At 64.1% G+C, this 13,875-nt stretch carries 10 protein-coding genes; 6 read left to right on the top strand and 4 right to left on the bottom strand.

Features of this window, described 5'->3' with window-relative positions:
- Positions 1 to 102 precede the first annotated feature (102 nt).
- Positions 103 to 924 carry a serine O-acetyltransferase gene (gene cysE, locus AABE10_RS28890; RefSeq protein WP_342936619.1) on the bottom strand — a complete coding sequence of 274 codons (822 nt, stop codon included), beginning with the start codon at positions 922 to 924 and terminating at the stop codon, positions 103 to 105.
- A gap of 361 nt (positions 925 to 1,285) precedes the next feature.
- Positions 1,286 to 2,107 carry an RNA methyltransferase gene (locus tag AABE10_RS28885; RefSeq protein WP_342936618.1) on the bottom strand — a complete coding sequence of 274 codons (822 nt, stop codon included), beginning with the start codon at positions 2,105 to 2,107 and terminating at the stop codon, positions 1,286 to 1,288.
- A 414-nt stretch (positions 2,108 to 2,521) separates the two neighbouring features.
- Here AABE10_RS28885 and AABE10_RS28880 point away from each other — a divergent pair, with 414 nt between their 5' ends.
- From AABE10_RS28880 to AABE10_RS28865, 4 genes are all read left to right on the top strand, one after another.
- Positions 2,522 to 3,325 carry an inositol monophosphatase family protein gene (locus tag AABE10_RS28880; protein ID WP_342936617.1) on the top strand — a complete coding sequence of 268 codons (804 nt, stop codon included), beginning with the start codon at positions 2,522 to 2,524 and terminating at the stop codon, positions 3,323 to 3,325.
- Between the two features lie 204 nt (positions 3,326 to 3,529).
- Positions 3,530 to 4,828, top strand: coding sequence for a lysophospholipid transporter LplT (lplT, locus tag AABE10_RS28875; RefSeq protein WP_342936616.1), 1,299 nt, complete (start codon positions 3,530 to 3,532; stop codon positions 4,826 to 4,828).
- A 126-nt stretch (positions 4,829 to 4,954) separates the two neighbouring features.
- Positions 4,955 to 7,636 (top strand): DNA mismatch repair protein MutS, encoded by a 2,682-nt coding sequence (gene mutS, locus AABE10_RS28870; RefSeq protein ID WP_342936615.1) that lies wholly within the window; start codon positions 4,955 to 4,957, stop codon positions 7,634 to 7,636.
- Complete coding sequence (locus tag AABE10_RS28865; protein WP_428983408.1) at positions 7,623 to 9,011, top strand: hypothetical protein; 1,389 nt, start codon at positions 7,623 to 7,625, stop codon at positions 9,009 to 9,011. Before mutS ends, AABE10_RS28865 begins: the two co-directional genes overlap by 14 nt.
- Here the strand turns inward: AABE10_RS28865 and AABE10_RS28860 are convergent.
- On the bottom strand, positions 8,991 to 9,542 hold the full coding sequence (locus AABE10_RS28860; protein ID WP_342936613.1) for a peptidylprolyl isomerase: 552 nt from the start codon (positions 9,540 to 9,542) through the stop codon (positions 8,991 to 8,993). The genes AABE10_RS28865 and AABE10_RS28860 overlap by 21 nt on opposite strands.
- Positions 9,543 to 9,574: 32 nt before the next feature.
- Here AABE10_RS28860 and AABE10_RS28855 point away from each other — a divergent pair, with 32 nt between their 5' ends.
- Both AABE10_RS28855 and AABE10_RS36485 read left to right on the top strand, forming a co-directional pair.
- Positions 9,575 to 10,822: a cupin domain-containing protein gene (locus AABE10_RS28855; protein ID WP_342936612.1), complete on the top strand. Its 1,248-nt coding sequence runs from the start codon at positions 9,575 to 9,577 to the stop codon at positions 10,820 to 10,822.
- A 231-nt stretch (positions 10,823 to 11,053) separates the two neighbouring features.
- Positions 11,054 to 11,329 (top strand): hypothetical protein, encoded by a 276-nt coding sequence (locus AABE10_RS36485; RefSeq protein WP_428983406.1) that lies wholly within the window; start codon positions 11,054 to 11,056, stop codon positions 11,327 to 11,329.
- 282 nt (positions 11,330 to 11,611) lie between these two features.
- On the opposite strand, the gene AABE10_RS28845 is transcribed toward AABE10_RS36485, so the two are convergent.
- The gene (locus AABE10_RS28845; RefSeq protein ID WP_342936610.1) at positions 11,612 to 13,870 is read right to left on the bottom strand and encodes an ATP-dependent DNA helicase; all 2,259 of its coding nucleotides are present in this window, start codon (positions 13,868 to 13,870) and stop codon (positions 11,612 to 11,614) included.
- Positions 13,871 to 13,875: the final 5 nt, after the last annotated feature.

The following is a 13,875-nucleotide window of genomic DNA, read 5'->3' as shown; positions in this document are numbered from 1 at the left end:
GATGCGTTATCCGTTACTCGAGCCAACGCTGCGTTTCGTGCGGAACTGACGGGCACGCCTGCGTCGGCGTTCCTTTGAGTCCCGCTTTCAACGAGCGCTGGATCAGCGAGCCGCTTCCTCGACCTTCCCCTGGATCACCGCCGACAGGCGCCGCAAATCCACCAACGCCGCATCGGCGCCCTGAAGCGCTTCGAGACTCGCGCCGAGGCGTTCGAGCGCGGCGACGATTTCGTCGATGCGCTGCGTTTGCGTCGCCGCATGATCGATCAGGCCGTGGATCGCGAGCGACACGGGATCGTCCGCGTTCGGCGTAATGCCGTATGCGCAGAAAGCGGCGCGCGCGGGAGCCGCTTTGGCATCGGCAACCTTCGCGTCGGCGGCCGGCGTACGGACAGCCGTCGCCGCCGTGGCGGGCACGATCACGCGCGCCGGATTGCCCACGGCTGTGCCGCCCGCCGGCACGGGCTTCACGACGACGGCGTTTGAGCCGATCTTCGCGTCCGCGCCGATCGTGAAGCCGCCCAGCACCTTCGCGCCCGCGCCGACGATCACGCCGCGCTCGAGCGTCGGATGACGCTTCGCGCCGCGCGTGAGCGACGTGCCACCGAGCGTGACGCCCTGATAGATCGTGCAGTCGTCGCCGATTTCAGCCGTCTCGCCGATCACGACGCCCATGCCGTGATCGATGAACACGCGTCGCCCAACCTTCGCGCCCGGGTGGATCTCGATGCCCGTCATGAAGCGGCCGAACTGCGATATGAAGCGCGCAAGCCAGCGGCGCTTCGCGCGCCAGCATGCATGCGCGAATCGATGGAACATCAGCGCATGCAAGCCCGGATAGCATGTGAGAACTTCCCAGGCGCTGCGGGCGGCGGGATCGCGCTCGCGGATCGTGGCAATGTCTTCTCGGAGTCTCGTGAACATGGCAGTGGACTGTCGTGTCGTAGGGATTGAGCGCTGCCGTTTGCATCCATTCGCATCTATTGCAGACGGAGCGCTTTGCTTATGACGTTTTCGGGTCATTGTATGGCGAATGCGCGGAAGCTGCCGGAAGTCCGCACGATCGATAAGGCCTGGGATTTCGCGGGCCGAACCGGCAGCGAAAGTGTCAGTGCATCGGCCGCTCAAGCACGTCAGCAGGCGCTTTCGCCGCCCTGCGTCGTTGCTGCGACCGCCCGCCGGCCACGACGGGAAAGCTGGCGCAAACCGCTGCGCCAAAGATCAGTATCGAGACGGAACGCACGAGGGCCGGCACTCACCCTTGCCGCCCCTTGCTCACGCTCGCTCACCCTTGCTCGCCGTCGCGCCCCTTCGCCTTCAGCAGAATGTGCTTCGCGATACCCCGCACGATATTGACCTCTTCTCGTTCGAGACCCGAGCGCGCGAAAAGGCGCCGCAACCGCGACATCAGTTTTTTCGGATTGCCGGGATCGAGAAAGTCGAGAGCGATCAACGCGTTTTCCAGGTGTACGTACATGCGCTCGATCTCGTCGCTGGGGGCAAACATACCCGCGCTGCCGGACGCCGGGTCCGTGGTTTCATCTTCGACCAGATATGCGATGCGAAGCTCATACGACAGCACCTGGATGGCCTGCGCGAGATTCAGCGAGCTGTACGCGGGATTGGCCGGAATATGCGCGAGCGCGCTGCATCGCTCGACGTCTTCGTTCGACAGCCCTGTGCGCTCGTTGCCAAACACGAGCGCGATGTCGCCGTGCACGGCATGCTCGCGGGCCTGTGTCGCGGCGGCGCGAGGCGCGAGCTGCGGCGGCCCGTACTCGCGGGCGCGCGCGGTCAGCGCGAGCGACCATTGCGCGCCCGAGAGCGCATCGGCGAGCGTCGGCACGACATGTGCGGACGCAAGCACGTCGTCCGCGCCGCTCGCCATCGCGATCGCATCCGGATTGTTTTTCACGTCCGGCGAGCGCGGCGAAACGAGCACTAGCCGCGAGAATCCCATCGTCTTCAGCGCGCGCGCCGCCGCGCCGACGTTGCCGGGATGACTTGGCTCGACGAGCACGAAGCGTGTCGACGTAAATCCGCCGCCGATGCTGTTCGCATTGTCGGAAGCGGTGCTGGATTGAGGTGACGAAGGCGTTTGAACCACGATGAGGAATTGGATGGCAAGGAAACAGTAATGGTAGCGCCAAGCGGTGCCGCGTTTCCATCTGCCGTTTGGCCAGTGCCGCGCTTGTCGCACGTTTGACGGCCCGCCTTTCGCCCTGTCTTTCGCCTTCTGCCGCAGATCCAGGCCAGCGCCATTGCGCCTGAGATCAGCAAGGTGGGGATAAAAGCCCGATAAAACTCAGGTAAAATCCTGACATTCCGCGCCGTGCCGTCTCGCCCCTCACAAGGCACTCACGTCACCGCGCATCGCTCTTCTTCAATTCGTCTCCGTCGACGGAATGTGTGTCCAGGTTTTGACCCTGTCTTGCCAGGCGCCCGTTTCGCGTGATTTACAGCTTATTTTCAGCTCAACACCGGACAGCCGCCATGCGCGTCCGGCACAAGGATCGGACTCATGCATCCCATGCTCAATATCGCTGTCAAGGCCGCTCGCCGCGCCGGGCAGATCATCAACCGCGCGTCGCTCGATCTCGACCTCGTGCAGGTCAGCAAGAAGCAGCACAACGATTTCGTCACGGAGGTCGACAAGGCGTCGGAAGCGGCCATCATCGAAACGCTGACCACCGCCTACCCCGATCATTCGATCCTCGCCGAAGAATCCGGCGAATCGGGCAACGAGTCCGAATTCCAGTGGATCATCGATCCCCTCGACGGCACCACGAACTTCATCCACGGCTTCCAGTACTACTGCGTGTCGATCGCGCTCGCGCACAAGGGCATCGTCACGCAAGCCGTCGTCTACGACCCGACGCGCAACGATCTCTTCACGGCGTCACGCGGCCGCGGCGCGTATCTGAACGACCGGCGCATCCGCGTCGGCCGCCGCGACCGTCTCGCCGACGGCCTGATCGGCACGGGCTTCCCGTTCCGCGAAAAGGACACGCTCGAGCCGTACACACAGCTCTTCGCCGAAATGACGAAAGCATGCGCGGGCCTGCGCCGTCCGGGGGCGGCCGCGCTCGATCTGGCGAACGTCGCGGCAGGCCGCCTCGACGGCTTCTTCGAGCAAGGCATCAGCGCATGGGACATGGCAGCGGGCAGCCTGCTGATCACGGAAGCTGGCGGCCTCGTCGGCAACTACACGGGTGATTCGGACTTCCTGCACAAGCATGAGATTGTCGCGGGCAATCCAAAGATATACGCGCAGATGATTCCGATCCTGTCGCGCTACACCCGTACGAAGGAACAGGCAGCCTAAGACGCCGCACGCATTCGACAAGCGGCTTCGGCCGCTTTTTTCGTATGGGGCGCCGGTTTTGCCGCGCGGCGCCACGGACTGCCGGATGCGCTGCCAGATGCGCTGCCTGATGCGCTGCCTGATGCGAGGCCTGATGAGCGGCTTAATGCGCTCCCGGATGCGCTCGCCGCGCACGAACGCGAGCGCTGTGTTCCAATCGGGACCATGAAGAAAGGCTTCTATACGATCATCGCCGCGCAATTCGTGTCGTCGCTCGCCGATAACGCGCTCCTGATCGCGGCCATCGCGCTGCTTGCCGTGATTCGCTCGCCCGCGTGGATCACGCCGCTGCTGCAGATCTTCTTCACGATTTCCTATGTGCTGCTCGCGCCGTTCGTGGGCGCATTCGCCGATGCGCTGCAAAAGCGCCACGTGATGTTCATCTCGAACGCGCTGAAGGCAGCCGGCTGTCTGATGATGATCGCGGGCGTGCATCCGATGATCGCGTACGGCGTGGTCGGCTTCGGCGCAGCCGCGTATTCGCCCGCCAAGTACGGCATTCTGACGGAACTGCTGCCTGCCGAGCGGCTCGTCACTGCGAACGCCTGGCTCGAATCCGCGACCGTGCTGTCGACGATCGCCGGCACGGTGCTGGGCGGCGCGCTGATCAGCACGTATGCGTCGCACTTCGTCCAGCACGCGCAACTGCCGCTGATTCACACGGCCGCCGATCTCGCGATGCTCGCCGTGATGATCACGTATGCGATTGCGGCGGCGCTGAACGTCGGCATTCCGGACACGGGCGCGCGCTACCGGAACCGGCTCGTCGAGCCCGGCCAGCTGCTCGGCGAATTCATCCGCTGCTTCAACATACTCTGGTCCGACCGCCTCGCGCAGATCGCGTTGTGGGTCACGACGCTGATGTGGGGCGGCGCCGTCACGCTGCAACTGCTCGTGCTGAAGTGGGCGGACGCGAATCTCGGGCTGTCGCTGTCGAAGGCGGCCGTGATGCAGGGCGTGGCTGGCTTCGGCATCGCGATCGGCGCAGCGGCCGCCGCCGCATGGATTCCGTTGCGCAGTTCGCTGAAGGTGCTGCCCGTCGGGCTGCTGATGGGCGCCGTCGCCGTCGCGATGGCGTTCTACAGCAAAAGCCTCTTTCCGCCCGGCGCGGGGCTGCGCGTCGGCTCCCTCTTCGCGCCCGCCTATATCATCCTCGCGTATCCGTTGATGATCCTGCTCGGTGCGCTCTCCGGCTTCTTCATCGTGCCGATGAACGCGATCCTCCAGCATCGCGGCGCGACGCTGCTGACGGCGGGCCACTCGATCGCCGTGCAGAACTTCAACCAGAATCTCGCCGTGCTGCTGATGCTCGGCGCCTACGCGATCCTGCTGACGGCGACGATGCCCGTGCAGTGGATCATCGCCGTGTTCGGACTCTTCATCACGGGCATGATGTGGCTCGCCAAACGCCGCAGCGACGCGAATGCGCACAAGGTGGACATGCACGCGCTGATCGAGGAATAAACGAAAACTGAGCGCAGCATAGCCGTGTGACGATCGCGACGGCAACCTGGCCATCCGGCCAGGTTCGCGCACCGCGTCGACGGGTTAAACTCACGCCCTGAACAGTCAAGCAAGAAAGACACGAGGATGGGCACTCAAACCGCAGCCGCAAACGACTTCGCGCAACACACTCCCATGATGCAGCAGTACCTGCGCATTAAAGGGGAGCATCCGGGCACGCTCGTGTTCTATCGGATGGGCGATTTCTACGAACTGTTCTTCGACGACGCCGAAAAGGCCGCGCGCCTGCTCGATCTGACGCTCACGCAGCGCGGCGCGTCGGGCGGCAATCCGATCAGGATGGCGGGCGTGCCGCATCATGCCGTCGAACAGTATCTGGCGAAACTGGTAAAACTCGGCGAATCGGTCGCGATCTGCGAACAGATCGGCGATCCGGCGACGTCGAAGGGACCCGTCGAGCGCAAGGTCGTGCGCGTGGTCACGCCCGGCACGCTGACAGACGCCGCGCTGCTCTCCGACAAGAGCGATACGTATCTGCTCGCCGTGTGCGCGGCGCACAACCGGCGTGGCGTGGTGTCGGCCGTCGGCCTCGCCTGGCTGAATCTGGCGAGCGGCGCGCTGCGTCTTGCCGAAGTCGCGCCCGACCAGGTCGCCGCCGCGCTGGAGCGAATCCGTCCCGCGGAGATTCTCGTCGCCGACACGCCCTCGCCCGGCGAATCGAATGCGTGGACGCTCCCCTCCGGCTTCGGCGCGGTGACGCGCGTCCCGGCATGGCATTTCGATGTCGCGTCGGGCACGCAACGGCTGTGCGATCAAATGGAAGTCGCGAGCCTAGACGGGTTCGGCGCGCATTCGCTGTCGTGCGCGTGCGGCGCGGCGGGCGCAGTGCTGCTATACGCAGCGGCGACGCAGGGCCAGCAACTGCGCCATGTGCGCAGCCTCAAGGTCGAATATGAATCGGAGTACATCGGTCTCGATCCGTCCTCGCGCCGCAATCTGGAATTGACGGAAACGCTGCGCGGCACGGATTCGCCCACGCTTTGCTCGCTGCTCGACACGTGCTGCACGACGATGGGCAGCCGTCTGCTGCGGCACTGGCTGCACCATCCGCCGCGCAATGCCGCGTTTGCGCAGGCACGCCAGCAGGCAATCGGCGCGTTGCTCGATGCGCCGCCCCAAGCCAGTCTCGACTCGCTGCGCAGCGCATTGCGTCAGATCTCGGATATCGAACGGATCACGGGCCGGCTCGCGCTGCTGTCGGCGCGTCCGCGCGATCTGTCGAGTCTGCGCGACACGTTCATCGCGTTGCCCGAACTGCGCGCGCAACTGGCCGCCGTCACGCAGGCCGCCGATTCGCTCGCGCGCATCGACGCGTCGCTGGAGCCACCGGCCGAGTGCATCGACCTGCTGAAGCGCGCGGTCGCGCAGGAGCCCGCCGCGATGGTGCGCGACGGCGGCGTGATCGCACGCGGATATGATGCCGATCTCGATGAACTGCGGGATATTTCGGAGAACTGCGGACAGTTCCTGATCGATCTCGAAACGCGCGAGCGCGCGCGGACGGGCATCGGCAATCTGCGCGTCGAGTACAACAAGGTGCACGGCTTCTACATCGAAGTGACGCGCGGCCAGACCGATAAAGTCCCCGACGACTATCGCCGACGTCAGACGCTGAAGAACGCCGAGCGCTACATCACGCCCGAGTTGAAGACTTTCGAAGACAAGGCGCTGTCCGCTCAGGAACGCGCGCTCGCGCGCGAGAAGGCGCTGTACGACGCGCTGTTGCAGGCGCTGCTGCCGTTCATCGCGGATTGCCAGCGCGTCGCTTCGGCGCTCGCCGAACTCGACGTGCTTGCCGCGTTCGCCGAACGGGCCCGCGCGCTCGACTGGGTTGCGCCAAACTTCACGCCGGCTGGCGGCATCGAAATCGAACAAGGACGGCATCCCGTCGTCGAGGCGCAAGTCGAGCAGTTCATCGCGAACGACTGCACGCTCAACCCCGAACGCAAGCTGCTGCTGATCACCGGCCCGAACATGGGCGGTAAATCGACTTTCATGCGTCAGACTGCGTTGATCGCGTTGATGGCCTATGTCGGCAGCTACGTGCCCGCGCGCCGCGCGTCGTTTGGCCCCATCGATCGCATTTTCACGCGCATCGGCGCGGCCGACGATCTGGCGGGCGGCCGCTCGACGTTCATGGTCGAAATGACGGAAGCCGCGGCTATCCTGAACGACGCGACGCCGCAAAGCCTCGTGCTGATGGACGAAATCGGCCGCGGCACGTCGACGTTCGACGGCCTTGCGCTCGCGTGGGCAATCGCGCGCCATCTGCTCGCTCACAACGGCTGTCACACGCTCTTCGCGACGCACTACTTCGAGCTGACGCAACTGCCCGCCGAGTTTCCGCATGCGGCGAATGTCCACCTGTCAGCCGTCGAGCATGGGCATGGCATCGTGTTTCTGCACGCCGTCAACGAAGGCCCCGCCAACCAGAGCTACGGTCTCCAGGTCGCTCAACTGGCAGGCGTGCCGAACGCCGTGATTCGCGCGGCGCGCAAGCATCTCGCGTATCTCGAACAGCAATCGGCCGCGCAGCCCGCGCCGCAACTCGATCTGTTTGCGGCGCCCGTGACGATGCTCGAAGACGCCGACGACGACGAACCCGCCGCGACGGCGCCAGACCCCGCCATGCAGGCGCTCGCCGAGCGGTTGCGCGAGATCGATCCGAACGATCTGCGTCCACGCGAAGCGCTCGACCTGCTGTACGAACTGCATGAACTGGCCAAGTCGCCAGATGCGCAACACTGACACGTACGCGCGCCACGCATCGGCGAGGCGTCGTCGCTCGCGCGGAGCGGCGCTCGCCTTCGCGCTCGCGGCCGGCGTGTCACTGGCCTTGCCCGGGCGCGCGTCATTCGCGAAGGAATCGGAGCCGCGCTACTCGTTCGCCGTCATCGGCAGCACGCTGCAAAGTCCCGCCGACGAAGCGCAAACGCAACGGCTCCTCGAGGCAATTGGACGCGAGCCCGATATTTCGTTCATCGTCTACGACGGCAATCTGAAAAGCAGCAAGGAAGCGTGCCGCGACTCGCTGTTCGCGACGCGCCAGACGCTGCTCGAAATGTCGAAGCCCGCGCTCGTTTTCATTCCCGGACAGCACGACTGGGCCGACTGCGGAACGGACGAAGCGGGCGGCTACGATCCCGTAGAACGGCTCGACCTGCTGCGGCAGACGCTCTTCGCGGATACGTCGTCGATGGGGCAAAACCCGATTCCGCTCGTGCGCGAAAGCGAGGTATCGCGCTTTCGTACGTATCGGGAGAACGTGCGCTGGCAGCTCGGCGATACCGTGTTCGTCGGCCTGAATGTGCCGGGCCCGAACAATCATTTCCTGTATGCAGGCGGACGCAACGGCGAGTTCGAAGACCGCGTGATCGCAAATGCGTTCTGGCTCGACCACGCCGCCGAATATGCGAAGCGGCACAACGCCCGCGCGATCGTCGTGCTGCTTCAGGGCGACTTCGATCCTGAACGTTACGAGCGCCCCGAGCGCTTCGCGTGGCTGCGCTTCGGCCACAAGGCGAAGCGCGACGGCTTTCTCGAGTTCAAGCGCAGCCTCGTGAAGCTGGCCGAGACCTTTCACGGACCCGTCGTCGTGATTCATCAGGATGACGATCGAATGCACGCCGGCTTCATGATCGATCAACCGCTGCGCGACGATAAGGGCGACCTGGTCACGAATCTGACGCGCATCGCATTCGCTCCGCGCAATCGTCAGAACCAGTGGATACAGATCGATGCCGATCTTGCGAAACGGCCCCCGTTTCGCGTAAGCGTACAGAATGTGCCGAAGAATCTGCCGCTGCCTGCGACGCCGGCATTGCCGTCGCATAACGAGTACGCGGCACCGCCGATGCCGCCTTCGATGCCCGCGGTGCCAGGCTCCGCGCCCGCTTCCGAATTGCCGCCGATTCTGCCAGAACCGCCGCGCGCGCCGTCGTCCGATACGGGCAATGGCAACGACGGCGGTAACGCTGGCAACGGCATCACATACCGATACGGCCCGCCAGATGCGACAACGGGCGCTTACGCGCCCGCTTCAGGAACTGCCCAGCCTTCCGGCGTCTACCCAGGCATCGGCCCGGGCGCCGACCCTGCGAGTTCAGTGCAACGTCGGCCGTGACGGTTCGGCGTCGTCGGCATCGTCTTCGTCATCGTCTTCATCGGCGATTTCGAGGCCGCTCGCGCCGTGCGCGTGCTCGTGCTGGATTTCGTCTTCCGTCGCTTCGCGCACGTCCTTGACCGTCAGCTTGAAACGCAGCGCCATGCCCGCGAGAGGATGATTGCCGTCGAGCACGACCTTGTCCTCGGCGACGTCCGTCACCGTGTAGATCAACGAGTCGAGGTCTTCATCGCCTTCCTCGGGCGTACCTTCGAACTGCATGCCGACTTCGAGCGGCTCGGGGAAACGGTTGCGCGGCTCGATCTTCACGAGCTCCGGATCGTACTCGCCGAACGCGTCCACCGGCTCCAGCTGGATCTGGGTTTCGAAGCCGGGCTCATGGCCGTCGAGCTCTTCCTCGATCTTGGGGAACGTGCCATCATAGCCGCCGTGCAGATAAACCATCGGCTCGTCGCTTTCCTCGATCAGATTGCCTTGCGCATCCGACAGCTTGTACGCGACCGATACGACGGTGTTCTTTACGATTTTCATTCGATTCTCCAGATTACGACTCACATTATACGATGCCCGTGCGGCCCCCTGACTACCCCGCTGCCAAAGCTTCAGCGCGTACTTCCCCTACTTCCATTTCCGCTTCGTCGGCGCCCTCGCCGGACCAGCCCACACCTCTGTTAGGCAACCTGACGCCGTCGCAATTCATGCGACGTTACTGGCAGAAAAAGCCCCTTCTGATCCGCCAGGCGATCCCCGACATCGTCGCGCCGCTCGCGCGTGACGAACTGTTCGAACTCGCCGATCAGGACGACGTCGAATCGCGCCTCATCACGCATTTTCGCAACCGTTGGCAGCTCGAGCATGGCCCGTTTGCTGCAGACGAATTGCCCGCCGTCAGGCAACGTGCGTGGACACTTCTCGTGCAGGGCGTCGATCTGCATAATGACCGGGCACGCGCCCTACTTGATCGCTTTCGCTTCGTGCCCGACGCGCGCCTCGACGATCTGATGATTTCGTACGCGACGGACGGCGGCGGCGTCGGCCCTCACTTCGATTCCTACGATGTCTTTCTGTTGCAGGTTCATGGCAAGCGACGCTGGCGCATCGGCGCGCAGCGCGATCTGTCGTTGCAGCCTGGCCTGCCGTTGAAGGTGCTGCAGTACTTCGAGCCCAAAGAGGAATGGGTGCTGGAGCCAGGGGACATGCTTTACCTGCCGCCGCATATCGCGCATGACGGCGTTGCGCAAGGCGAATGCATGACCTGCTCGATCGGCTTTCGCGCGCCCTCCACGAGTGAACTCGCTGCGCAGTTCCTCTACTACCTCGCCGAACGCGGTGAGGCACATGCATCGCCGAATGGTTCCGCGCTCTATCGCGATCCGCAGCAGCCCGCCGTCGAACGCCCGGCCGAGCTGCCTCCCGCGCTAGTCAACCGTGTGGGCGCGATCCTTGCTGCCGTCGACTGGAACGATAAAGACGTGTCGTCGTTCCTCGGCACGTATCTGAGCGAGCCGAAGCCGAGCGTGGTGTTCGATCCACCTGAACGTCCGCTCGACGAAGCGCGTTTTATCAAGCGCGCGATGAAGGAAGGCGTGCGGCTCGACCGTAAAACCGTGCTGCTTTACGACAACCGCGCTTATTATCTAAATGGAGAAGAAAGCAGGCTCGCAGGCGTGAAAAAATGGGTGATTGAACTCGCCGACAACCGCTCTCTGAGTGCGAAACGCTTTGTAACACTCTCTCCGCAATCGTCGGTGACAGCACTACTTCACGAGTGGTATCGTGCGGGCTGGATACAGATGGGCGAACTGCGATAAGATTCGCTCCGCTGTTATACCGTATAGCGAAAAATTGTCTGAGAAAGACAACGTATTGGCCCCGGATTTGTCGACGGTCGATACGAAAGTGCATATAATTTCCGCCCAAGCCGTAGGGAAGATTCACGCTCATGAAGTGCGGTCTCCACCAGCGGCCCAGGTCGGTGTTGGAGCACATTACCGGTATTATTTTGCGCTGTTGCTTACCTTTAACCATAAAAGGACGTGATCATGAAGAAATCCCTCCTCGTAGCATCCCTGTTGGCAGCTGTGGCACTGGCTGCATGCAACAAGAGCAGCGACCAGGCAGCTGCCCCGGCTAGCGACGCTGCTGCCGCATCGGCACCGGCTGCTGCTGCTTCGGATTCGGCTGCTGCTGCTTCGGGCGCTGCTGCTGCTGCGAGCGACGCTGCTGCTTCGGCTTCGACGGCTGCTTCGGACGCAGGCGCTGCCGCTTCGGACGCTGGTGCGTCGGCAGCTGCTCCGGCTTCGGGCGCAAGCCAGTAAGCTGTAGCACAGGGTTCGTCCTCTGGGCGAAAACTGCAACGGGAGGTCCGCAGGGCTTCCCGGGCGAAAAAAACAAAACGCCACGGATTTCAGTCCGTGGCGTTTTGTTTTATGCGCCGTCTTTTATATCGAGATTATCCCGCTTGCATGTATTCGATGCATTTCGACTTCTATTTGAACCTGAAGTGAATTCAAACGGCGACGCGTCGAATTGCCGTCATCGCAATGACGCGCCCGTTGCACCGGCAACATTGTGCATCGATGCAACGGGCGTCTCGCGCTTCACTGAGCCTGCACGTTCTCATCGAAGAACGCCCGCACCACATCGAGCTCCCGCGTCCGCCTGAAGGGCGGCAGGCTTTGCCATATACGGCGTCCATACGGTTTATCGACGAGACGCGTATCGCAGATCATCAGCACGCCGCGATCGGTCTCCGAGCGAATCAGCCGCCCCGCGCCCTGCTTGAGCGTAATGACCGCCTGCGGCAGCTGATGAACGGCAAACGGGCTCAACCCCTTCTTCGTCAATGCGTCGAGCCGGGCGGACAGCACGGGGTCGTCGGGCGGCGCAAACGGCAGCTTGTCGATGATCACAAGCGACAGCGCATCGCCGCGCACGTCGACGCCTTCCCAGAAGCTCTGACTGCCCACGAGAATCGCATTGCCAAACGAACGGAAACGCTCGAGCAATTCCGTGCGGCTCGCGTCGCCCTGCACGAGCAGCGGCATGTTCCAGCCGCGCGATTCGATGACATCGCGCAGCTTCGACGCAATGCGATCGACGGCACGCAGCGTCGTGCACAACATGAACACGCCGCCACCCGACGCTTCGATCGCCGGCAACGCGGCATCGAAGACGGCGTCGGTGAACATCGGCGACGACGGCTGCGGCAGGTTGCGCGGCACGTACAGCAAGCCCTGCGTGCCGTAGTCGAACGGACTGGGCAACGTCATCGAGCGACGCGCGTTCAGGCCCATCTGCGCTGCATAGTGCGTGAAGTCGCCGCGCACGGAAAGCGTCGCCGACGTAAAGACCCACGCGCGCGGCACGCCCGCACGCTGCTTTGCGAAGATGGGCGCGACGGACAGCGGCGTCTCATGCAGTTGCACGGTATGCGAGAAGACTTCGATCCAGCGAACTTTCTCGTTCGGATCATTCGCATCGCTCGCTTGCGGCACTGAGCCCGACGCCGCATCGCGCTCGGTCGCGGTCGGCGGCGTCGTCCAGCCCGCCAGCACGTCCTGCAACTCGCGCGCGCGACGCAACAGCGCCCCCAGCGACTCCGCACGCTCCGATTGCCCCGCCAGCGCGCTGGCGAGCGCATCGAGTTCGGTTTCGACGGCTTCGAGCGCGGGGAACAGCGGATGATCGCCGGGCAGTTGTCCGATCGACAGACGCACCGAATCTTCCTTGAACGCGAGCCGCACATCGCGCGCCGAGCGCTCGAGCGCCGCGCCGAGCTTCACCCAGTCGACGGCATCGCGCGCATGGCCAAGGCCTTCGGCGACCGAGTCGCGCGCAAGTTCGAGGAACTGCGTCGTCGAGAGCGTTTCGCCGAAAAAGAGCGTCGCGGTTTCGGGCAGTTGATGCGCTTCGTCGAAGATGACCGTGTTCGCCGTCGGCAGCAGCTCGGCCATGCCCGTGTCGCGCAACATGATGTCGGCGAAAAACAGATGGTGATTGACGACGACGATATCGGCCTGCTGCGCCTCGCGGCGAGCCTGCATCACGAAACAGTCCTTGTAATGCGGACATTCCTGGCCGAGGCAGTTGTCGCGCGTCGACGTCACCATCGACCACACGGCCGCCGTCTCCGGCACGCTCGCGAGTTCGGCCTTGTCGCCCGTGCGCGTGATCTTCGCGAAGCGGACGATGTCCTGCAGATACGACGTTTCTTGCCGCGACGGCAGACGTCCGTTGTCCGCCGTACGCTGCAGATAGTAGTGGCACAGATAGTTCGCGCGGCCCTTCAGCATCGCAACGGTGACGGGCACCGCGAGCGCATCGCGCACGGTCGGAATGTCGCGCTGGTAGAGCTGATCCTGCAGGTGCTTCGTGCCCGTCGAGACGATGACCTTGCCGCCCCACAGCATCGCGGGCACGAGGTACGCGTAGGTCTTGCCCGTGCCCGTCCCGGCTTCGACGATCAGCGTGTTTTCGCCGCCGTCCACGTCGGCGTCCGTCGGCGCCACGTCGTCCGGCGCTGCCGCCGATGCGGACGCCGACTGCTGCAACCGCCTCGCCGGACGCTTCTGCGCTTCGAACATCGCGGGCTCGGGCATCGCGCGGCCCGACGCTTCCATCGCTGCCGCAACGGCGCGTGACATCTCGATCTGCGACGCGCGCGGCCGGTAGCCGTCGATCTGGCGGGCGAGCAGCCCGTCGGCGGCGAAGATATCGGCGAGTTCGGACGAGCGCTTATGACTCAGCGACGCGACCAGCGCGCCGCCGCCCGCTGCGGGTTTCGCGGCGCGCTCGTCGCGTGCCGGCGCGTCGTCGGCGGAGGCCGCGCGCGAAGTAGATTGAAGCGGTGAGTTCAAGGCAA

It is taken from the genome of Paraburkholderia diazotrophica (genome assembly GCF_038900755.1).
In the GTDB taxonomy this organism is placed as follows: Bacteria; Pseudomonadota; Gammaproteobacteria; order Burkholderiales; family Burkholderiaceae; genus Paraburkholderia; species Paraburkholderia diazotrophica_A.
This window is presented reverse-complemented; position numbering and strand designations above follow the sequence as displayed.